Here is a 21,380-nt window from a genome sequence, read left to right as displayed (position 1 = left end):
CAGCGGATCACAGCTTCCCCAGGAAGTGATACGCGATGTCGAAGTGATCCTCGAACATCACGTTGCGCATCTGCGCGAATTCGTTGAGCGGCACCCAGCGCGCCTTGTCGGCGTCGTCGCTGCCCTTCACGCGCGGCAACTCGCCGGTCGGGAAATTGAACAGGCACGCGTGCGTGATCGTGCGGCCGCGCAGCGAACGGGTCGGGTGATCGAACACCTGGCGATCCTTGATCGAGCCGCGCAGCACGGGCTCCGGCAACTTCAGGCCGGTCTCCTCGCGCAACTCGCGGATGCAGGCCGCGTCGAGCCGCTCGTCCTGGTTCACGAATCCGCCCGGCAGCGCCCACAGGCCGCGGCCCGGTTCGCTGCGGCGACGCACCAGCAGGATATGGCCCGAGTGCACGACCACCGCGTCGACCGTCACGAACGTGACGGGATACGGCGCGGCTGCCCACGCCTTGCGATACGCGGCGATGAATTCCGCTTCCGACTTCAGCTGCGCGAATTCCGGCTGCGTGCGGAAACGCTCGAGCCAGCCGAACACAGGTTCCGGCACGGCCCACTGCACGAAGCTGTTGGTGCGTTCGGCGAAGTACTGGTCGCGGATCTCGGTGGCGGAAATGTCTTCCGTCGCATCGACGTCGACGAGTTCCCATTGCGGGAACATCCGCAGGTAATACGATGTGGCGTCCTTCTCGTGGCCGATCAGCCCGACTTTCCGCTGCGCGACGTCGCCGAGCGCGGACGCGACGGCGTCCTGCACCCAGCGCACCCAGTCGCCGTCGTTGTACGTCGAATCCTGCAACGGCGCGATCGTCACGCGGTCGCGCTCGGACGCGTCGAACAGCGAAGCCAGCATCTGGCAGCGCTCGTCGAACGAGAACGGATCCTTGATGGTGCGGGGCTTGTCGGTCGACCCGATCAGCACGCACACGCGCTCGGCCCGGCTCAGTGCCGACTTCAGCACATTCAGGTGACCACGATGCGGAGGCTGGAAACGACCAATGAAAACGAGCGCGTCGAAGCGCCGGTTCTGTTGCGTACTCATGAGGCTCCCTCAAGAGATTGAAACGCTTCGGGTCTTTCCCGAATGGTTGAAGTGAATCCTAGGGGAAATCCCGGGGTGCGTCAATCGAGCATGGGCTCGACTTGACGAAGTCTGAAGAAATGCACGGCGCCGGCGGGTTACACTCGATTCCATCCCAATCCGCGTCATTGCGCCCGCCATCATGAGGATCTCAGTCAGCCGGACCGTCGGCGTCGATCGCAGGCGCCTCTTCACGTGGTCGCAGGATTACGCGCGGCGGCTCGTGTGGGACAGCTTCCTCACCGACGCCTATCTGCTCGACGGCATGACGGCCGACGTCGGCGTCGACGCGTTCTGCCGCAGCCAGTCGGGCGCGACGATGGTGTCGCGCTACATCTCGTACCGTCCGCCGCAAGTCGCCGCCGTCGAAATGGTCGACGGGCCGAAAGTGCTCGAACGCTTCAGCGGCAGCTGGAACTTCACCGAGCACACGCCGGGCACGACCGAGGTGAAGTTCACGTACAACTTTCGCGCTCAGCCGGCCTGGCTGCGCTGGCTGCTCGAACCGCTGATCGGCGCGTTCTATCTCGTGCAGACGCGCAGGCGTCTCGATTCGTTCAAGCGCTGGGCGGAAGCGGAAGCGCTGCCGCATTAAGCGTCGCTCACGCCGCGCCGCGCGCCACCTGCTGCCGGACCTGCGCCTGCGTGCCGAGCGCGGCGGCAATCGCATCGACCGCCTCGGCCGCGCGCGCCGCGCCGCACATGAACGCATCGACGGCCGCAAAGCGATGCTCGGGCCACGTATGGATCGTGATGTGCGATTCGGCGAGCAGCACGACACCCGTCACGCCATGCTCGCCGCCGAAATGATGGAAATGCGCGCCGATCACGTGCGCGCCCGCCTGTCGCGCCGCTTCGGTAAGGATCGTCTCGAGCCGCGCGGCGTCGCGCAGCAGCGCCGCGTCGATGCCGGCCAGGTCGGCCAGCACGTGCGAGCCGAGCGTCGCGCGCGGTGGCGCGATCCCGTCGCGCGCGGTCATTTGTGCGACCCGTACGACGAGTAGCCGCTGCGGGCCGACGAACTGCCCCAGCCGCTGCCGCCGGTGCCGCTGCCGCCGATCGACGTGCAACTGAACAGCGTGACGACGATCAACCCGTAGATGCCGTAGAGGATGTGCCTGATCACGATCCGCCCCCGTCCGACGCAAACCCCTTCCAAAGCCACTCGGGCAACCACAGCACAAGCAGGCCGATCAGCACGAACACGGAGCGGCCGCTGAACGAAAACACCGACCCCATGTTGAAGATCACGAGCAGCGCGCTGAACACGAGCGGCAGCGGCGCGAAACTGTGCGGGTGTTTCCCGCCGAACAGGCCCGTCGACGCGGTGGCGCCCGTTGCGGCCGCAACCGCCCCCGCCGCGAGCGCCGGCGTGCCGAAGCGTTCGCGGAACGCGCTGGCCGACAGCGGCCGCGCGCGCGACCAGACGATCTCCGCGTCGCTGCGCTCGCGCGTCAGCTTGTCCTTCTGCCAGCCGTAATCGATGATCGACGTGCGATCGCCCACCTGCACGCGCCAGTTGAACGCACCGACCACGTAGACAACCTCGGAATCGTATTCCTCGCGCAGGCGGTAGGTCTTGCCGCCGTCGGTCACGTCGGACTCGCTGCCGATCGTCGGCCATTGGTCGAGCACCTGCACGCGTTCCCAACTGCCCTCGCTCTGCACGAGCCACAGGAAGCCGCGCTTCGGGTTCAGCAGCAGGTATTCGTCCCACGTCTCGTCGTCGCCCGGCACGCGGCAACGCATCATGCCGATCACCGTGTACTTCACGCCGTCGAACGTGCCGATGGCACCGAGTTCCAGCGCCCCCTTCACCGCTTCGAGCTTGCGCTGCGCCGCAAACACGGTCTGCTGCTCGGCCGTGCACTGCACGCCCGCGTGACAACTGCCGCACACGACGTAGTCGGCCACGCTCGGCGCATACGACAGCGGCGCGCCGCAGCTCGGGCACGCGAACGGCACCATCTCCGCACCGCGCTTCTCGCGCGTATCGGCCTCGGTATCGCGCAGCCCCGTGAACGCGAGCGCATCGAACTCGAACGCCTCGCCCGAATAAACGGCCGGACTCCCGCCGTTCGAATCGGCGTCGGAATAGTCGTACGTCGCAAACGCGTTGCCGGTCCGCAGGTCGACGACGCGCGCCTCCCAGCCGGCATCGACGCGAAACGGCAGCTCGCCGTCGCCGCCCGTGCAGCGCGCGGTGCGCACGTCGGACACGAGATACGCGCGGCCGCCGTGGTCGATCCGCATACCGGGTTCGAGCGTGCCGAACGCGGGCCACGCGCCGCCGGACGCATCGTCGGGCTCGCGCACCGTGACCGCGTACTGGCCCGACGCATCCGACAGCCAGCCGAACGCGCCGTCGTCGAACACGACATACCACTCGCTCCACGCACCGGCGTCGTAGGTCATCTGGATGCGCCCGAGCACCGTGAACACGCGCTTGCCATAACGCCCGGCCGTGCCGATCTGGATCGGCGAAGCATCGTCGAGCACCGTGGCCAGCTCGCCAATGCGCTCGACGTCGGTGCCGCGCTTGAGCAGCGTGCTGCGGCAGGACGCGCAGACGGCCATCACCGCCGCCGCCGAGCGAAACTCGACTGGCGCGCCGCACTGGGGGCACGAAGTGCTGAACATGCGCGACGTTTACCGGGTGAGCTTCGCGAGGATCTCGGCCTTCGCGCGCGAATATTCGTCTTCGGTCACGAGGCCCTTGTCGAACAGCGCCTTCAACTGTTCGAGCCGCTGCACGTAATCGTTGCCGTCGGCCGGCGCGGCCGGTTGCGCGGCGGCCACCGGCGCCGCGACGGGCGCGGGCGGCGCGGGCGGTGCCGCCGACGTCGGCTGGGCGGCGCCCGCGATCTGGCCGGCCATCGCCTGCCCGATCGCCGCGCCCGCGGCGAGCCCCGCGCCGATACCGGCAATGCCACCCTGGTTCTGCGCGGCAAGCGGAATCGCCTGCGCGGTCAGGTATTGCGTGGCCCGCGCGAGATCGCCGGCCATCCCCGCGCCGATCCGCAGGTCGAGCGCCTTTTGCAGCTCGGCCGGCAGCGACACGCTCTCGACCGCGAACGCGTCGAGCGCGAGGCCGTAGCGCGTGAACACCGGCACCAGCGCCTCGGCGACACGCTGCGACAGCAGCGACAGGTTCGCGGCCATGTCGACGAACGGCACGTCGGCCGAGCCGAACGTCGTGCTCATCGCGGTGACCACCAGGTTGCGCAGTTGCTGTTCGAGATCGTCGACCGTGTACTGCGCGCGCGTGCCGCTGACCTCGCGATGGAACGCGGCCGCGTCGACGATCCGGTACGAGTAGATGCCGAACGCGCGCAACTGCACGAAGCCGAATTCGCGATCGCGGATCGTCACCGGCTGCGCGGTGCCCCAGCGCCGGCCGAGCTGCAGCCGCGTGCTGAAGAAATAGACGTCCGACTTGAAAGGCGACTGAAAGAGTTTGTCCCAGTTCTGCAGGTACGTGAGCACGGGCAGCGTGTGCGTTTCCAGCGTATACAGCCCCGGCTGGAAGACGTCGGCCACCTTGCCTTCGTTGACGAAGATCGCGACCTGCGTTTCGCGCACGGTCAGCTTGCCGCCGTACTGGATTTCCTGGTCTTCCATCGGATAGCGCCAGGCCAGCACGCCATCGGTGTCTTCCGTCCATTGCAGGACGTCGATGAACTGCTTGCGGATAAACGATCCCAGACTCATGTCGGTCTCCTCGAGCGCGTGGCGCGTCAGGTCAGGCAGGCGGCATTGATGATGCCGACGACGAGCGACGCGGTGCCCATCAGGCCGCCCATCGCGATGTTGCGATCCTCGATCGCATGATTCATGCCGGGCATCAGGCGCGTCAGCGCCGCATAGGCGATCAGTTGCACGGCCATCGCGCCGACGGCCCAGATCACGACTTCGCCGAGCGTCGAGTTGTGCGCGATACTGGATGCGAGCGTCAGGCAGAAACCGATCAGCGCGCCGCCGAATGACAGCGTCGCGGCGGCGTTGCCGTCGCGGATCAGCGCCAGTTCGTCGAACGGGGTGACCTTCAGGTACACTGCCGCGAACACAAGAAGCAGCACGAACGCCGACAATAAATGAACCGCATAGAGATAGGCACTATTCATTCTTTCCCTCGGATTTTGTGCTCGGTTCGCCGCCCCGTCGCCGGCCGGTCCCTCTCTCGCCGACCCACGAAAATCCGCGCCAGTATATCCACATTGCCGACCGCTGCACAACGGACGCCCCATGCTGCATAAGCGTGCGCTCGTCCTGTCGATTCTCGTGCTCGCGTCGTGCGGGCTCGGCTACGAGTTGATCAGCAGCGCGCTGTCGAGCTACCTGCTCGGCGATTCGATCCTGCAGTTCTCGTCGGTGATCGGCTGCTACCTGTTCGCGATGGGGATCGGCTCGTGGCTCGCGAAGTTCGTCGAGGACGACGACGTGCTCGACCGCTTCGTCGATATCGAGCTGCTGGTCGGCCTGCTCGGCGGCGTATCGGCCGCGCTGCTGTTCGCGGTGTTCGCGTGGCTGGCCGCGCCGTTCCGCGCGGCGCTCTATGCGCTCGTGCTCGCGCTCGGCATGTTGATCGGGATGGAGATCCCGCTCGTGATGCGCGCGTTCCAGCAGCGGCGCCAGGCGTTCCGCCATACCGTCAGCGAGGTGCTGACCTTCGACTATCTCGGCTCGCTCGCCGTATCGCTGATCTTCCCGCTCGTGCTCGCGCCGCGTCTCGGCCTGCTGCGCACGAGCTTCCTGTTCGGCATCCTGAACGCCTTCGTCGCACTGTGGACAACCCACCTGTTCCGCGACGAGATCCGCAACGTGCGCGGCAAGCTGATGCGCGCGTCGCTCGTGATCGGGCTGCTCGTCGCCGGGTTCGCGCTGTCGGACCGCATCACGCACTGGGCCGAGCACGGCGTCTACGGCGACGAGACGATCTATTCGGAAACCACGCCGTACCAGCGCATCGTGCTCACGCAGTGGCACGACGACATGCGGCTGTACCTGAACGGCAACCTGCAGTTCTCGTCGCGCGACGAGCACCGCTATCACGAGGCACTGATCCATCCGACAATCGACGCGCTGCCGTGGGCGAAGCGCGTGCTCGTGCTCGGCGGCGGCGACGGCCTCGCGGTGCGCGAACTGCTGAAGCACCGCAACCTCGAACAGATCACGCTCGTCGATCTCGATCCCGCGATGACGAAGCTGTTCTCGACGTCCGCGCCGCTCGTCAAGCTGAACCAGGGGTCGCTGAAGGATCCGCGCGTGCACGTGATCAACGACGACGCGGTGCGCTGGCTCGAATCGAACGCCGACGTGTACGACGCGATCGTCGTCGACTTCCCCGATCCGACCAACTTCGGGCTCGGCCGCCTGTATTCGGTGCCCGTGTTCCGGCTGCTGGCGCGCCACCTGTCGGAGAACGGCTACGCGGTGATCCAGTCGACGTCGCCGTATTTCGCGCCGCACGCGTACTGGACCATCATCGCGACGCTGCACGAGGCCGGGCTCAACACCTGGCCGTACCACTGCTACGTGCCGTCGTTCGGCGACTGGGGCTTCGTGATCGCCGGCAAGCGCCGCGACTTCACGGTGCCGACGCACTACTCGGTGCCGACGCGCTGGCTCGACGCGCAGACGGCCGCCGAAATGTTCCACTTCCCGGCCGACATGCCGGCGCTGCCGATGTCGCCGAACGAACTCAACGACCAGCCGCTCGTGCGCCGCTTCGACGACGACTGGAAGCACGTGCTGCGCTGATGGACCGTCGCACGTTCCTGGTCGCATCGGCGGCCGCGTCGCTCGCCACATGCGGCCGCACCGGCTGGATCGAGACGACGCCGCGCGTTGGCTACCCCGGCATGCGCGAAGGCCATGCGCTGCGCGATCATGCGACGCTGCCGCCGCCTTCCGGCACGATCGAGACGGACGTCGCGATCCTCGGCGCGGGCGCGGCCGGTCTGTCGTGCGCGTGGCAACTCGCCCGCGCAGGGCACAAGCGCTTCGTCGTGCTCGCGGGCCCCGAATTCGGCGGCAACGCGGCCGGCGGCCGCTTCGGCGATCTCGGCTATCCGAAAGGCGCGCACTACCTGCCGCTGCCGTCGCTCGAATCCGCGCATCTGCGCGACATGCTCGCCGATCTCGGCGTGATCGAATCCGCACCGTTCTCCGCGCGCCCCGTGTACGACGAGCGCGTACTCGTCCACGCGCCCGACGAACGGCTCTTCATCGCCGGGCAGTGGCAGGACGGCATCGTGCCGGCGGCCGGCCTCGACGCCGACGCGCTCGCGCAGCAGGCGCGCTTCTTCGCGTACACGGACGGGCTGCGCACCGCACGCGGCGCCGACGGCCGCAAGGTGTTCTGCATCCCGATCGCAGAATCGTCGCGCGACCCGCGCTGGCACGCGCTCGACCGGCGCTCGTTCCGCCAGTGGCTGGTCGACGAGGGCTACACCGCGAAGGCGCTGCACTGGTACCTGAACTACTGCTGCCGCGACGACTACGGCGCGGGATACGAGCACGTGTCCGCCTGGGCCGGACTGCACTATTTCTCGTCACGTGGCGGCCATGCAGGCGATGCGAGCGACGGCGCGGTGCTGACCTGGCCCGACGGGCTGCACACGATGGTGACGAAGCTGAGCGATTCGATCACCGCGCGCACCGGCTCGAACGCGTGGTCGCGGGACGGCTTCGCCGTGCAGGCGACCGAACGCGCGGGCGGCGTCGACGTGCTCTGCGCGCGCCTCGGCGACGACGGCGCACTGTCGACGTTCATGCTGAAGGCGCGGCGCGTCGTCTGCGCGATGCCGCTGTTCGTCGCGGCGCGCGTGTTTCCGCAGCTTTCCGCATACGGCTTCGAACCCGCGCGCGACCTGCCGCCAAGCGCGCCGTGGCTCGTGTCCAACTTCCTGCTCGATGGCATGCCGGCCGAAGCAGCCGGCGTGCCGCTCGCATGGGACAACGTCGTCTACGACGGCGCGGGGCTCGGCTATGTCGTGTCCACGCATCAGTTGATCCGGATGTCGCCGCCGACGCGCTCGGTGTTCTCCGCGTATCAGGCGTTGAGCACGCGCGCGCCGGATGACACGCGCCGCTGGCTCGCCGACGCGAAGCCCGATGCGTTGCGCGAACAGGCGGCGATCGATCTTCAGGCTGTCTACGGGCGCGCGCTGTGGAAACACGCGACGGCGCTCGAGATCACCGTGCGCGGCCACGCGATGGCGACCCCCGACGTCGGCTTCCTGAGCCGGCCGGGGCTGCTCGCGCTGCGCGATGCCGACGGCCCCGTCGTGTTCGCGCATGCGGACCTGTCCGGACTGTCGCTGTTCGAGGAGGCGTCGTACTGGGGCATGCTCGCGGCCCGGCGCGTGCTCGCCTGAGCGCCGGCGTCCGGCCTGCGCGGCGGTGGCCGTTGCGTAATTGCGCCGCCACCGCCAACCGCTATAATCGCGCGACATTCCGACTGCATTGAGCAGGCCGACGGTGCCGCGCCGTTCGACGCGGCCGTAGCCCTCCTCGACAAGAACAATGACGAACCGAACCCTTCGCCCGTTCGCGCGCATCGCCGCGCGCCTGCTCGCGTGCATGCCACTGCTTGGCGCGCCGCTCGCGCTCCATGCGGAGGGCGCCATGACTGCCGACGCCGGAGCCGCGACGCCGGCGCAGCGCTACATCGTCGTCGACACCGGCCACACGCCGGCGCACCCGGGCTCCACGGGCGCGAGCGGGCGCGTCGAATACCTGTACAACCTCGATCTGTCCGCCGCGGTCGCGGAAAAACTCGCCGCGCACGGCGACCGCGTACTGCGCACGTCGGCCGACGGCCGCGAGATCGCGCTTGACCAGCGGTCGACGCAGGCGCCCGACGCGAACCTGTTCGTATCGATCCATCACGACTCGATGCAGCAGCAGTTCATCGACGCGGGCCGGCAGCGCGAATTCCGCGGCTTCTCGGTATTCGTGTCGGAGCGCAATCCGCACTATGCGGAAAGCCTGCGTTGCGCGAAGGCGATCGCCGAGCGACTGGTCGCGGCCGGCGAGCGGCCGTCGCTGTATCACGCACAGCCGATCCGCGGCGAGAATCGCCCGCTGATCGACCCGCAACTCGGCATCCACCGCTTCGACGATCTCGTCGTGCTGCGCACCGCGCCAATTCCGGCCGTGCTCGTCGAGGCCGGCGTGATCGTCAATCCGGACGAAGAAGCACGGCTCGCGCGGCGCGAGACGATCCAGCGCCTGTCCGCCGCGATCGCGGGCGGGATCGACGCATGCACGGCGCCGAAGTGACGGCATGGCCCGTCGGGCTCAACGGTTTTCACCCAGTCAGGAGCATCACCATGAAGAAGAAGAATCTGCTCGCATCCTGCGCGCTGCTCGCGCTTGCCGTTCCGTTCGCCGCGCACGCGGCCGGCTGCGCGAAACCGCACAGCGCATTCGACCAGGTGTACTGCACCAGCACGCAGTTCTCGCAGGCCGACCGCGACCTCAACGACGAGTACGGCCGCCTGCGCAAGCAACTGAGCGGCGACCAGCAGGCGACGCTGAAGGCCGGCCAGCTTGCGTGGCTGAAGCAGCGCGACGGACAGTGCAGCGAAACCCGCAACAACAGCTACCTCGTGGACCTTCAATGCGCGGTCGACTTGACGCAGTCGCGGCTGTCGTTCCTGCGCGAGCGCGAGCGTGAATGCACGAGCACGGGGTGCGTGGCGTCGAAGCTCGGGGAGTAAGGTCTTCGCGCGTGCCGTGCCGTGGAGCGTTTCGCGGCGCGGTGCACCTCCCCCTCACAGAAACCACCGATACTCCCGCGCGCCGATTTCATTGCGGAAATCCAGCTCCTCCTGCCGCTTGTTCTCGCAATACACCATCACGAACTCGCTGCCGAGCCCTTCGCGCACGGCCACCTGATCCTGCATCGCCGCCACCGCCGACAGCATCTCCTTCGGGAAATCGATCCCGCTGCCGCGATCCTCGTTGAGCGGCGCGATCGGCTCGATCCTCGCATCGAGCCCGTGCTCCATCCCGGTGAGGATCGCCGCGAGCACCAGATACGGGTTCGCATCCGCACTCGCGAGCCGGTGCTCGATCCGCAGGTTGCGCGCATCCGACTCGGGAATCCGGATGCACGCATCGCGATCCTCGAAACCCCAGCTCGCACGGCTCGCCGCGTTCACCATCGACCCGTAGCGCCGGAACGCGTTGTGATTCGGCGCGAACACCGGCATGCAATGCGGCAGCAGCGCGAGGCAGCCGGCCACCGCATGCCGCAGCGGCCGCTGCCCGTCCGCCGCGAGCAGGTTGCGCCCCGCGTCGTCGTACAGGCTCACGTGCACGTGCATCCCGCTGCCCGGCGCATGCAGGTACGGCTTGCCCATGAAGCTCGCACGATAGCCGTGCTGCAGCGCGACGCCACGCGTGCTGCGGCAGAACAGCGCCGACCAGTCGGCCGCGCGCAGCGCGTCGTCGGTGTGGCCGAAATTGATCTCGAACTGGCCGGGCCCGAGCTCGGCCGTGATCACCGTCGCATCGACGCCCTGTTCGCATGCGGCCTCGACCATCTCGTGCAGCACGTCGGAGAAACGCGACAGGCGCTCGATATGCATGTTCGGCTGATCGTCGCGGTCGTCGCTCAGGCGGTCGCGCGGATACTGCGGCATCCCTTCCTCGAGCTGCGCGGCGAACAGGTAGAACTCGAGCTCGAACGCGACGACCGGCCGGATGCCGCGCGCCGCGAAACGCCGCAGCACGCGCGCGAGCACTTCGCGCGGCTCGAACTCGATCGGCGCATCGGTGCCGTCGGAGCTGATCAGCATCTGCGCGAGCGGTTGCCGCTCCCAGCGCACGGGCTTCAGCGTGCCGGGGATCAGCCGGCGCGGCGCGTCCGGATCGCCGTCGTTGAAGCAGTAGTCGCCGATCTTGTAGAGCCCGCCCTGCGTGCCGAGCAGCACGCAATTCTGCGGCAGCTTCAGCAGCGAGCCCGATGCGACCTTCTCGAGCGCGTCGATCGGGTAGCGCTTGCCGTAAAAGTGTCCGGGCAGATCGAGGCAGATCAGGTCGACATAACGGATCTCGGGGTGCGCCTGCCGGAATGCGCGGACTTCACCGACCAGCGCGGGAACGACGTCAGCCATGTCTCATCCTTTCCATGTCTTGTATGACGGTGCCGCAGCGCGGCGAACCGGATTCACGCGCGTGCGTCACGTCGCACGCATCATGTCGATCAGTACTGCAAACAGGCTGGGTGGCACGGCGGCCTGCCATACCGCGCGCCCCGCCGACAACTCAGGTGAATACCCAGATCACGCGCGTCGGCGCGTCGGTCAGGTTGGCGTAACGGAACCGCTTGTGCGCGGGAAGCTGGAACGCGTCGTTCGGCCCGAGCGTGACGGGCGTATCGTCGCCGTCGACCCAGATCGTCAGTTCTCCTTCGAGCACGAAACCGCCCTGCTCGTCGCTGTCGTCGACGGGCCGCTCGCCGCTGCTCGCACCGGGCGCGAGATGGCTTTCGAGGATCGAGAAGCGCGAGCGCATGTTCGGCGATACGAGGATGTCCGTAATGCCGGCCGCGTAATACACGGTGCGCCGCTCGTCGGGCCGCGTGACCCACGGCACGCTGCGCGGCTTGCTCAGGCTGTAGAAATACGTGGTCGGCACGCCGAGCGCCTCGCCGATCGCGGTGAGATCCGCGACCGTCGGGCGCGACAGCCCGCGCTCGACCTGCGACAGAAAGCCGACCGAGCGGCCGATCCGTTCGGCGAGATCGTTGAGCGTGACCTTGCGATGCTTGCGCAGGTCGCGGATCAGGATCGCCAGGCTTTCTATCTCTTCTTGTTCGTTCATAGTGGGTTCCGATACGGTCAGACGGTATCGCGCAGACGGTACCAGGCCTTGCCGACCGCTTCCAGCGGCGCGGCGAGCCGGTCGCCACCGGGGAAGCGCGGGTTGCGGATGCGCTGATACTGCGCGAGCAGGCGCTCGTCGCCGAGCACGGCGTCGGCAACCGCGCGCGCACCGGCAAGTGTCGGCAGCACGCCGTGCCCCGAGAAGCCCTGCAGCCAGAAACGCTGCCCGTGGCGGCCGATGTCCGGCGTGCGACGCATGCTGATGTCGATGTGGCCGCCCCACGCGTAATCGAGCGGCACGCCGGCCAGTTGCGGGAACACGCGTTCGAGGTGCGGGCGCGTCGCCGCCGCGATATCGGCCGGAATGCCGCCGAGATACGTGCACCCGCCGCCGAACAGCAGCCGGTTGTCGGGGCTCAGGCGGAAGTAGTCGGGTACGAACTGGTTGTCGATCACGCAACTGTTCTGCGGCAACAGCGCACGGGCGACGTCAGGCGCGAGCGGCGCAGTCGCGACCTGGTACGTGCCGACCGGCAGCAGCCGGCGCGCCAGGTCGCGATCGAGCCGGTCGACATACGCGTTGCATGCCAGCACGAGCACGTCCGCGCGCACTTCGCCGCGCGCCGTGCGGGCGATGTGGCCGCCGGCCGTCTCGCGACAGTCGAGCACGCGGCTCTGTTCGAAGATGCGGCCGCCCGCGCGCTCGATCGTCTGTGCGAGGCCGAGCGCGAGCTTCAGCGGATTCAGATGGCCGGCCTCGGGATCGTGAAGCGCCGCGAGATAGCGCGTGCCGCCGATCCATTCGGGCATGTCGGCTTGCCCGATCACGCGCAGCCGGTCGTAGCCCCAGCGCTCGGCCGCCTCGTCGCGCGCCTGCTCGAGCATCGCGACGCGGCGCGGCCGCACGGCCGCCCACAAGCTGCCGGGCCGGTAGTCGATGTCGAAACCGTGCCGCTCCGGCAGTTCGCGCACCTCGGCCGCGGCCCACCGCATGCTGTCCCACAGCAGGCGCGCGCCGTCGCGGCCGAGCGAATCCTCGAGCGGCTGCATGTCGCACGACCAGCCGAGCAGCGCCTGCCCGCCGTTGCGGCCCGACGCGGCCCACGCGACGCGGCTCGCTTCGAGCACGACGACGCGCTTGCCGGCGAGCGCGAGGCGCAACGCCGTATGCAGCCCGCTGAAACCCGCGCCGACGACGAGCACGTCGGCGTCGATGCGCTCGTCCAGTGCCGGACGATGCGGGATCGGCGTCGGGTAGGTGCCGGCGTAGTAACTTGCAACGTGACGGTCGGACTGCACGAACATGCGGACTCCCGTGAAAATTACGTCGAGAAATTTCATGAAAAATTAGCACGACAATTTCACGCGGGCAAGCGGGTAAATAAACACCCAAATCGTCGGAAAAATGAAAGGATCGCCGCGCGCCGGCACGCCGATTGCGTATGCAGCACAGCGCCGCCCTGCCGTCTGTACCTTTTTCCGCGCGCGGTCGCGGCCGATAATGGGCCCATGCAGGCAATTCCTCACGGCACGCCAACGCGCGCCGCAAGGACCGACGAACCGCGCATCGACGCCAGGAGGTCCCGGCATGACGACGCAATTCAAACTGGGCGACCACGTCCGGTGGAATTCCGAGGCCGGCTACGTGACCGGCACGATCATCGCGATCCACACCGCGGACTTCGACTACAAGGGCCACCGTCATCGCGCGTCGCCCGACGATCCGCAATACGAGATCAAGAGCGACCGGACCGATCACATCGCCGCGCATCGCGGCCGCGTGCTCGAACGCATGGCGGGCAAGGCCGACGCATGACGCTCCCGTTCTACACGATCGGCCATTCGAACCGCACGCTCGACGAATTCGTCGAGATGCTCGACGCGGTCGATATCGCATTGCTCGCGGATATCCGGAAGATGACGCGCTCGCGCACCCATCCGCAATTCAACGAAGCGACGCTGCCGGACGCGCTGGCCGTGGCCGACATCGCGTACGAACACATCGCCGAACTCGGCGGCCTGCGCGGCAAGTCGCGCGACGTGCCCGACGACGTCAACGACTTCTGGACGAACCGCAGCTTTCACCGCTATGCCGATTACGCACTGTCGCCGGCGTTTCATGCGGGCCTCGACCAGCTGATCGGGCAGGGGCATGAGCAACGCTGCGCGATCATGTGTTCGGAAGCCGTGTGGTGGCGCTGTCACCGGCGCATCGTGTCCGACTACCTGATCGCGCGCGGCGAAACGGTGCTGCACATCATGGGCCGCAACCGCGTGGAACCCGCGCACCTCACGGCCGGCGCGGTCATCCGGCCCGACGGCACGATCGTCTATCCGGACGTCGAAGGCGGCGCCGCGTCGGAAGCCGGCACGCGGCCGGACGCGTGACGTCGCACGCAAGACTGCGCACCCGCACCGGCTTCCGGAGGCCGCGATCCTGCATTACCATCGTGCGTCCACCGTGCCTGCCCGCGTCCGGCAAGCGGCCCCCGCCACCTCTCCCGTTGCGCACCGATGCTCGCTCTCGTCATCCTCGCCGGTCTCTGGGCCGGCCTGCAGAACACCCTCGCAGGCGGCGGCTCGTTCGTCACGCTGCCCGCGCTGATCGTGTCGGGCATGTCGCCGCTCGCGGCGAACATCACATCGACGGTCGCGCTGTTTCCCGCGCAGGTCACGACGGGGTGGGCGAGCCGCCACATGGTGCGCGGCGCGGGCAAGCTGTCGTTTCGCGCGCTGTTCGCGATCAGCATCGTCGGTGGCGCGCTCGGCGGGCTGCTGTTGCTGAAAACGCCGTCGTCGATCTTCTCGCACCTCGTGCCGTGGCTCGTGCTGTTCGCGACGATCGTGTTCGCGTGGGGCAGCTTTTTCCGCAAGCCGCGCGAAGGCACGGCCCACCTCGGCGCCGTCCCCGCCGCGATCTCGCAGTTCATGATCGCGATCTACGGCGGCTATTTCGGCGGCGGGCTCGGCTTCCTGATGATGGCCACGCTGACGATGGCCGGCCTGTCGCCGCGTCACGCGATGTCGACGAAGAACGCGCTCGCGGGCGTGATGAACGCATCGGCCGTCGTGCTGTTCCTGACGTCGCCGCACCTGCACTGGAGCGCGGCGCTCGCGCTCGGCGGCGGCGCGATCGTCGGCGGGCTGCTCGGCACGTGGGCGCTGCATCGCGTGAACGAACGCGTGCTGCGGATCGGGATCGTCTGCATCGGCGCGATACTGACCGTCGGGTTGTTCGTCAAGCCGATCTGACGCACGCCCATCCCCGCCGCCGCCGCGGCAATTGATGAGCAAACCGCAAGACGTCTTTCGCATATCTCGTTTGCCGTCGCGCCGGCGTCCGCCCACAATCTGGGGCTGCCATCGTCATCGCCCTCTCGCGGGCACCGACCGGCACTCCGCGGCCGTTACCCCGACTCACCACCGGCGGCCCGGCACATCGCGTCACACACGCTCCCTCGACATCGGCGCCCCATGCGGCGGCAGAATGCTTGCCGCCGCCCTCGCCCGATGCCATTCCAGCCAACAATAAATAGAGGTAGGAGATGCAGGACAACTCGTTGAGGCAAAGCCTCAAGCAACGGCACATCACGATGATCGCGCTCGGCGGCGTGATCGGCGCGGGCCTGTTCGTCGGCTCCGGCGCGATCATCGCAACGGCCGGCCCCGCGGCGATCCTGTCGTATCTGTTCGGCGGCGTCATCGTCACGCTGGTCATGTTCATGCTGGGCGAAATGGCGTCCCGCAATCCCGACAGCGGCTCATTCTCCACGTACGCCAGCGCGTATCTCGGCGAATGGGCCGGCTACGCGGTCGGCTGGCTGTACTGGTTCAAGTCGATGATGACGATCACGGTGGAAGCGATCCTGCTCGGCGCGATCCTCCACGATTTCCTGCCGTGGCTGCCGGTGTGGGCCGGCGCGCTGTTCATGCTCGTCACGCTGATCGCGAGCAATGCGTACTCGGTGCGCTCGTTCGGCGAAGCCGAATACTGGCTGTCGTTCGCGAAGATCGCGACGATCATCGTGTTCATGGCGCTCGGCGTGTCGATCCTGCTCGGCTTCCAGCCCCGCATTCCCGCGCCCGGGCTTGTGAACCTGACGGACCACGGCGGCTTCATGCCGAACGGCATCACGCCCGTGCTGGCCGGCATCATGGTGGTGATCTTCTCGCTGGGCGGCAGCGAAATCGCGGCCGTCGCCGCCGGGGAATCGGAAAACCCGAGCAAGAACGTGATCAAGGCGATCAAGAGCGTGATCGTACGCGTGATGGTGTTCTATGTCGGCTCGGTGTCGATCCTGATCCTGTGCATGCCGTGGACCGACAAGGCCAACCTGAAATCGCCGTATGTGTCGTTGTTCAGCATGACAGGCTTCACCGGCGCCGCCGTCGCGATGAAGATCGTGCTGTTCGTGTCGTTCATGTCGGTGATGAACTCGTTCCTGTTCTCGAACTCGCGCATGCTGTTCTCGCTCAGCCAGCGCGGCCATGCGCCCGCGCTGTTCGGCCGCACCAACGCGAAAGGCGTGCCGCTCAACGCGCTGCTGCTGTGCCTGGCGATCTGCGTGTCGATCCTGGCGATCCACTTCGTCAGCGGCGGCGACCTGTTCCTGATGCTCGCGAAAAGCAGCGGCGCGATCATCATGATCGTGTGGAGCTTCATCATCGTCGCGCACTTCGCGATGCGCCGGCAGACGAAGCATGCGGCCCGCGATCCGTCGGCGTTCCGCGCGTGGTTCTATCCGTATTCGAACTGGATCGCGCTGCTGGCGCTGGTCGCCGTGCTCGGGTCGCAGGCCTTCAACCCGGATTCGCAGTTCCAGTTCTGGTTCACGATAGTGACGACGCTGACGATCCTCGCGTCGTATTTCGTGCGCCGCAAGCCGGCCTCGCTCGGCGACGCCTCCGGCGCGAAACTGCGCTGACCGGCGGCGGGCGATGGACCGGCGCGCCGGCCGGTCGCCCGCTCAGCCGAACGGCCGCACGCCGATCAGCCAGCCGTGCAGGAACAGCGTGAACACGGCCCAGGCGACGAGCCCGGCCGCGATCGTCGCGACATCGCCCGACAGCTTGCCGGCCGGATAGCGAACGGCATCGCGACGATCGCGGGTGCGCGACACGACGAAATCGACGAGCGACCACACGAAGAACGCGCCGAACAGCACGAACGCATGCAGCGTGCCGTTCGCGAGCAGGTGCGCGATCGCCCACGCCATCACGCCGGCCAGCATCGGATGGCCGACGAGCGTCTTGATGCGGTTGCCGGGTACGTAGGACGCGGCGATCAACACGAACGCGATCGCGGTCAGCATGCCGGTCAGGTGGCGCACGCCGACGGGCGGCACCCAGAGCCACGTCGCGCCCGCGCGGGCGAGCCCGTAGCCCCACACGATCAGCACAAAGCCGACGATCGACGCGATCGCATAGCGCGCCTTCCAGCCGTTTTCGCCGAGCCGGTCGATCGTCGCTGACCGCCAGCCGTCCGCGACGATCCGGATCGAGTGCACACCGAGGAAGATCGCTAAACCGAGAATCAGGACGAGCATCGGCTATCTCCGTCTGGAATGATGAGTGGGGGAAGCATCCGCTCGGCGTTCGATGCGCCGTTCGCGGGGGCCGGCGGCGAGGCCGGCGCGGGTCGCGCCAGGCGCATGCGTGACCCGCGCCGATCATAAACGCCGGGGCCGCCGTTGTGAAGCATGCAGGATGTGCGGTGCGACAGCTTGACGCTTTTGTGCGCCCGACCGTGCGTGTGCGCCGCCGGTCGCTCATGCGCCCACCGTCGCGCATCGCGCGAATCGCCCGGCAACGTGCGGGCCGGAAAGAAAGGAAAACGAAATTCGCGAGGCCATCGCTTCGCGTGATCGACACTACGTTTGCTTGCGCTTCGCCGGCGGTTTTGACGCCGGTTTCAACGCCGATTTCGCGGTTCGCTTCGATGCCGATGCAGATGCCGGCTTCGCTGCCGGTGCTGGTTTCGGTGCTGGTTTCGGTGCTGGTTTCGGTGCTGGTTTCGGTGCTGGTTTCGGTGCTGGTTTCGGTGCTGGTTTCGGTGCTGGTTTCGGTGCTGGTTTCGGTTTCGGCTTCGGTGCCGCCCTCGCCTTGCGCTTCGGCGGCCCCGCCAGCAGCGCCGCACGATACGCGCCGCGACACCAGTCGAACAGCGCGCCCGCATCCTCGAGCACGTCGGCCGGCGTCTCGTAGTAGCCCTCGAGCGCGACGGTGCGCGTGCGCCCCGAATACGAGAACGGCCCCATCCCCCCCGCGACGAACGCCGGACGGTTCACGTCGTCAACGCGCAGGAACAGCGATCCGCGCGCGAGGAAGCCGAACATCACGCCGTCGAGCCGCATCGCGGCGCCGCTGAAAAACCGCGTGACTTCGATATGGCCGAGGCTCGCTATCTGGTACGCGATCTCCTCGCCGTGCGCCTTGTCTGCCTGCCAGCTCATCGGCCGCCCTTGTCGGTCATGCAGCGCCGGTACAGCGCTGCGTCCACGCGTCGAGCGCCACGTCGTCGAAGCCGACGGCCGCCGCGCTCTCGCGGATCTGCCGCCACGTCGCGCGGTCGACCGGAATGCCGCCGGCGCCGCGCGCGGCGCGGCTCGCCTCCTCCGGCTCGCCGGGCACCTGCACCGGCACGTCGCCCGCTTGCGGCGACGCCTTCGCCCATGCGACGAATGCATCGGCCTCGCGCTCGGCATCGGCCGCGTCGAACGCGTTCGGATCGATCAGCACCGACAGCATCCCGTTGACGATCGCGCTCGTCTTCTGCAGCGTGTCGCCGTACGTCGTATGCCCGCCGACGAGCGCGCCGCCGAAGATCTCGCACATCGCCGCCAGCGCATATCCCTTGTGCAACCCGAACGGCAGCAACGCGCCGAACGGCTGCTCGTGCATCACGGCCGGATCGTCGGTCGGCTGGCCGCGATGGTCGATCAGCGCCCCGGCCGGCACGCGCTTGCCCTGGTTGTACGCGACGCGCGTCTTGCCGTACGCGATCGCGCTCGTCGCGAAATCGAGCAGCAGCGGCGGCCTGCCCGCACGCGGATACGCGGCGCAGAACGGATTCGTGCCGAAGCGCGGATCGGTGCCGTGCAGCGGCGCGACCAGCAGGTCGCCCGGCACGTTGACGAAATGGAACGACACGAGCCCCGAACGCGCGCACTGCTCGGCCCAGTGCCCGATGCGGCCGAGGTGATGCACGTCGCGCAGCCCGATCGCGCAGATGCCCATGCGCCGCGCGCGCTCGATCCCTTCGACCATCGCCTCGAACGCGATCACCTGGCCGAAGCCGCGCCCGCCATCGATCGTCAGCACCGCGCCGCCGTCGCGGACGATCGACGCGTGCCCGTTCAGCTGCAACTGCCCTTCCCGCCATGACGCGACGTAATTCGGGATCATCCCGATCCCGTGCGAATCGTGGCCCGCGAGATTCGCGCCGACCAGGTGATCGGCGACGAGCCGCGCCTCGCGCTCGCTGCTGCCGGCCCGTTCCCAGAGTGCCGCGACGAATGCGTGCAGCGGTTCGGCGCGCATGCGCAGCGGTTCGGTGTCGGGCGTCGGCAATGCGGTCATCGGCTAGGCTCCATCAGGTCGGGTTGGGTCAGGCAGTCGTGGCGGTCAGCGCGCGGTCGCGATCACGTCCGCGACCGCCGCGGTCAGCTTCTTCGCGTACGGCACATGCAGGAACTCGTTCGGACCGTGCGCGTTCGACTTCGGCCCGAGCACGCCGCACACCATGAACTGCGCGGACGGGAAGCCTTCCTGCAGCACGTTCATCAGCGGGATCGTGCCGCCGAGGCCCATGTACGCGCAATCCGCGCCGAAGTGGCGGCGCGATGCGGCGTCGAGCGACGACGCGAGCCAGGGCGCGAGATCCGGCGCCGCCCAGCCGGTCGCGGCGCCCGCGTCGGGCTTGAACGTGACCTTCGCGTTGTACGGCGGATCGAGTTCGAGCAGTGCCTTCAGCTGCTGCACGGCTTGCGCGGCGTCGACGAGCGGCGGCAGGCGCAGCGACAGCTTGAACGCGGTGCGCGGACGCAGCACGTTGCCCGCATCGGCGAGCGCCGGCATACCGGCCGCGCCCGTCACCGACAGCGACGGACGCCACGTCGAATTCAGCAACGCCTCGCGCGGATCGGTCGTGGTCGGCAGCACCGGCTTGCCGTCCGCGCCGCATGCCCACGGCAGCCCCTTCCACACCGCGTCGCCGAGGATCGCGGCGGCCGCATCGGCTTCGCGCACGCGGCTCGACGGAATCTCGCAATGGAACACGCCCGGCAGCAGGTTGCCGTTCTTCGCGTCTTCGAGACGCTCGAACAACTGGCGCATCACGCGGAAGCTCGACGGTGCGATGCCGCCGTATACGCCCGAGTGGATGCCTTCCTCGAGCACCTCGACCTGCAGGTCGCCGGACACGAGCCCGCGCAGCGACGTGGTAAGCCACATCTGGTCGTAGTTGCCGGCGCCCGAATCGAGGCACACGACGAGCGACACCTGGCCGAGCCGGTCGCGCAGCGCGTCGACGTACGGCAGCAGGTCGTAGCTGCCCGATTCCTCGCAGGTCTCGATCAGGCCGACGCAGCGCGGCCGCCCGATGCCCTGCTCGTCGAGCGCGCCGAGCGCCGCGAGGCTCGCGTAGATCGCATAGCCGTCGTCCGCGCCGCCGCGACCGTACAGCTTGCCGTTCTCGAACTTCGGCGTCCACGGGCCGAGATCCGCGCGCCAGCCGTCGAATTCGGGCTGCTTGTCGAGATGGCCGTACAGCAGGATCGTGTCGGTGCTGCCCGCGCGCGTGGCCGGCGATTCGAAGAAGATCACCGGCGTGCGGCCCGGCAGACGCACGATCTCGAGCTTCAGGCCCTTCACGGGCTGCCGTTCGGCCCACTGCGCGGCGTCGGTGACGACGCGCTCGAGATAGCCGCGCTTCGCCCAGTCGGGGTCGAACGCAGGGCTCTTCGCAGGGATCGCGATGTAGTCGGTCAGTGCGTGAAGGATTTCATCGTTCCACTTGCGCTCGATGAAGGTAACGAGCTTGTCATGGTCGAGGACGGGGGTAGTGTCGACGGAGGTCATGGTGGGGGTGCCTGGATCGGGCTGACGAAAAACCAGATCATACGCCGATGCTCCCCAGCCGGCGCCCCCTTCCGCGGCCGTTCAGACCGCCTGCGGGAACGTCGCGCGCAGCCCCGCCGCGCACGCCAGCGCGTCGTCCCGCAGGCGCCGCGTCAGTACGCCGGCATCCTCTTCACGCGCGAGCGCCGCGGCCTCGCCCGACCACAGCAGCGAGAAATCGTCGCGGCCCTGCCGCTCGAACGCGCCGCGCAGCGGATCGACCGCGGCCGTCGCGAGCGAGCTCAGGGAACCGACCATCGGGGCCTGGATCAGCGGCAAACGGGAAGGCAGCATCGTCATCGAGATCCCTGTTCGGAATGAGTGGCCATCACAAGCGT

The 21,380-nt window shown here is 68.0% G+C and carries 22 protein-coding genes and 1 pseudogene; 9 read left to right on the top strand and 14 right to left on the bottom strand.

All coding sequences use genetic code 11. The features are described from left to right. Positions 1-7 precede the first annotated feature (7 nt). Positions 8-1,048, bottom strand: coding sequence for a bifunctional nicotinamide-nucleotide adenylyltransferase/Nudix hydroxylase (locus CUJ89_RS20850; RefSeq protein ID WP_114179367.1), 1,041 nt, complete (start codon positions 1,046-1,048; stop codon positions 8-10). Positions 1,049-1,229: 181 nt separating this feature from the next. Between CUJ89_RS20850 and CUJ89_RS20845 the strand changes: the two genes are divergently transcribed. Beyond that, a complete protein-coding gene (locus CUJ89_RS20845; RefSeq protein WP_114179366.1) occupies positions 1,230-1,682 on the top strand; it encodes a type II toxin-antitoxin system RatA family toxin in 453 nt (150 codons plus the stop codon). Between the two features lie 7 nt (positions 1,683-1,689). On the opposite strand, the gene speD is transcribed toward CUJ89_RS20845, so the two are convergent. From speD to CUJ89_RS20825, 5 genes are read right to left on the bottom strand one after another with little or no spacing between them, the layout of a single operon-like run. Next, positions 1,690-2,067: an adenosylmethionine decarboxylase gene (speD, locus tag CUJ89_RS20840; protein ID WP_114179365.1), complete on the bottom strand. Its 378-nt coding sequence runs from the start codon at positions 2,065-2,067 to the stop codon at positions 1,690-1,692. Then, on the bottom strand, positions 2,064-2,213 hold the full coding sequence (locus CUJ89_RS38035; RefSeq protein ID WP_161556550.1) for a hypothetical protein: 150 nt from the start codon (positions 2,211-2,213) through the stop codon (positions 2,064-2,066). The genes speD and CUJ89_RS38035 overlap by 4 nt, the downstream gene beginning before the upstream one ends. After that, a complete protein-coding gene (locus tag CUJ89_RS20835; protein WP_114179364.1) occupies positions 2,210-3,727 on the bottom strand; it encodes a DUF4178 domain-containing protein in 1,518 nt (505 codons plus the stop codon). The genes CUJ89_RS38035 and CUJ89_RS20835 overlap by 4 nt, the downstream gene beginning before the upstream one ends. Positions 3,728-3,736: 9 nt before the next feature. Beyond that, entirely contained in the window at positions 3,737-4,798 is a 1,062-nt protein-coding gene (locus CUJ89_RS20830) for an SPFH domain-containing protein (protein WP_114179363.1), read from the bottom strand. Positions 4,799-4,824: 26 nt separating this feature from the next. After that, positions 4,825-5,211, bottom strand: coding sequence for a DUF350 domain-containing protein (locus CUJ89_RS20825; protein WP_114179362.1), 387 nt, complete (start codon positions 5,209-5,211; stop codon positions 4,825-4,827). 121 nt (positions 5,212-5,332) lie between these two features. Between CUJ89_RS20825 and CUJ89_RS20820 the strand changes: the two genes are divergently transcribed. The 4 genes from CUJ89_RS20820 to CUJ89_RS20805 all read left to right on the top strand — a co-directional run bounded on the left by CUJ89_RS20820 (position 5,333) and on the right by CUJ89_RS20805 (position 9,813). Next, a complete protein-coding gene (locus CUJ89_RS20820) occupies positions 5,333-6,847 on the top strand; it encodes a polyamine aminopropyltransferase (RefSeq protein WP_114179361.1) in 1,515 nt (504 codons plus the stop codon). After that, entirely contained in the window at positions 6,847-8,466 is a 1,620-nt protein-coding gene (locus CUJ89_RS20815; RefSeq protein WP_114179360.1) for an NAD(P)/FAD-dependent oxidoreductase, read from the top strand. The genes CUJ89_RS20820 and CUJ89_RS20815 overlap by 1 nt, the downstream gene beginning before the upstream one ends. Positions 8,467-8,614: 148 nt before the next feature. Beyond that, positions 8,615-9,373 (top strand): N-acetylmuramoyl-L-alanine amidase family protein, encoded by a 759-nt coding sequence (locus CUJ89_RS20810; protein ID WP_114179359.1) that lies wholly within the window; start codon positions 8,615-8,617, stop codon positions 9,371-9,373. 50 nt (positions 9,374-9,423) lie between these two features. Beyond that, on the top strand, positions 9,424-9,813 hold the full coding sequence (locus tag CUJ89_RS20805; protein WP_114181470.1) for a lysozyme inhibitor LprI family protein: 390 nt from the start codon (positions 9,424-9,426) through the stop codon (positions 9,811-9,813). Positions 9,814-9,867: 54 nt separating this feature from the next. On the opposite strand, the gene CUJ89_RS20800 is transcribed toward CUJ89_RS20805, so the two are convergent. The 3 genes from CUJ89_RS20800 to CUJ89_RS20790 form a co-directional block, all read right to left on the bottom strand. Continuing rightward, positions 9,868-11,214, bottom strand: a complete 1,347-nt coding sequence (locus CUJ89_RS20800) for a glutamine synthetase family protein (protein ID WP_114179358.1) — start codon at positions 11,212-11,214, stop codon at positions 9,868-9,870. A gap of 151 nt (positions 11,215-11,365) precedes the next feature. Further along, positions 11,366-11,923, bottom strand: coding sequence for a helix-turn-helix domain-containing protein (locus tag CUJ89_RS20795; protein WP_089427004.1), 558 nt, complete (start codon positions 11,921-11,923; stop codon positions 11,366-11,368). 17 nt (positions 11,924-11,940) lie between these two features. Continuing rightward, positions 11,941-13,230, bottom strand: coding sequence for an NAD(P)/FAD-dependent oxidoreductase (locus tag CUJ89_RS20790; RefSeq protein WP_114179357.1), 1,290 nt, complete (start codon positions 13,228-13,230; stop codon positions 11,941-11,943). A gap of 283 nt (positions 13,231-13,513) precedes the next feature. Between CUJ89_RS20790 and CUJ89_RS20785 the strand changes: the two genes are divergently transcribed. The 4 genes from CUJ89_RS20785 to CUJ89_RS20765 all read left to right on the top strand — a co-directional run bounded on the left by CUJ89_RS20785 (position 13,514) and on the right by CUJ89_RS20765 (position 16,850). Then, positions 13,514-13,741, top strand: coding sequence for a DUF2945 domain-containing protein (locus tag CUJ89_RS20785; RefSeq protein WP_114179356.1), 228 nt, complete (start codon positions 13,514-13,516; stop codon positions 13,739-13,741). Next, the gene (locus CUJ89_RS20780) at positions 13,738-14,313 is read left to right on the top strand and encodes a DUF488 family protein (RefSeq protein WP_114179355.1); all 576 of its coding nucleotides are present in this window, start codon (positions 13,738-13,740) and stop codon (positions 14,311-14,313) included. The genes CUJ89_RS20785 and CUJ89_RS20780 overlap by 4 nt, the downstream gene beginning before the upstream one ends. A gap of 126 nt (positions 14,314-14,439) precedes the next feature. Beyond that, entirely contained in the window at positions 14,440-15,177 is a 738-nt protein-coding gene (locus CUJ89_RS20775) for a sulfite exporter TauE/SafE family protein (RefSeq protein WP_114179354.1), read from the top strand. Between the two features lie 293 nt (positions 15,178-15,470). Further along, on the top strand, positions 15,471-16,850 hold the full coding sequence (locus tag CUJ89_RS20765) for an amino acid permease (protein ID WP_114179353.1): 1,380 nt from the start codon (positions 15,471-15,473) through the stop codon (positions 16,848-16,850). Between the two features lie 42 nt (positions 16,851-16,892). Here the strand turns inward: CUJ89_RS20765 and CUJ89_RS20760 are convergent, their stop codons facing one another. From CUJ89_RS20760 to CUJ89_RS20740, 5 genes and pseudogenes are all read right to left on the bottom strand, one after another. After that, a complete protein-coding gene (locus CUJ89_RS20760) occupies positions 16,893-17,471 on the bottom strand; it encodes an NnrU family protein (RefSeq protein WP_114179352.1) in 579 nt (192 codons plus the stop codon). Between the two features lie 324 nt (positions 17,472-17,795). Next, entirely contained in the window at positions 17,796-18,377 is a 582-nt protein-coding gene (locus CUJ89_RS20755; RefSeq protein ID WP_114179351.1) for a TfoX/Sxy family protein, read from the bottom strand. A 16-nt stretch (positions 18,378-18,393) separates the two neighbouring features. Beyond that, a complete protein-coding gene (locus CUJ89_RS20750) occupies positions 18,394-19,503 on the bottom strand; it encodes a malate/lactate/ureidoglycolate dehydrogenase (protein ID WP_114179350.1) in 1,110 nt (369 codons plus the stop codon). A gap of 45 nt (positions 19,504-19,548) precedes the next feature. Further along, positions 19,549-21,003 carry a M20 family metallopeptidase gene (locus tag CUJ89_RS20745; RefSeq protein ID WP_114179349.1) on the bottom strand — a complete coding sequence of 485 codons (1,455 nt, stop codon included), beginning with the start codon at positions 21,001-21,003 and terminating at the stop codon, positions 19,549-19,551. 81 nt (positions 21,004-21,084) lie between these two features. Continuing rightward, positions 21,085-21,282: pseudogene (locus CUJ89_RS20740) on the bottom strand (2-nitropropane dioxygenase); the annotation flags it as partial. Positions 21,283-21,380: the final 98 nt, after the last annotated feature.

The sequence above is a fragment of the Burkholderia pyrrocinia genome, from assembly GCF_003330765.1.
Lineage (GTDB): Bacteria > Pseudomonadota > Gammaproteobacteria > Burkholderiales > Burkholderiaceae > Burkholderia > Burkholderia pyrrocinia_B.
The sequence above is the reverse complement of the archived record's forward strand: the minus strand, read 5'-3'. Positions and strand labels throughout refer to the sequence as shown.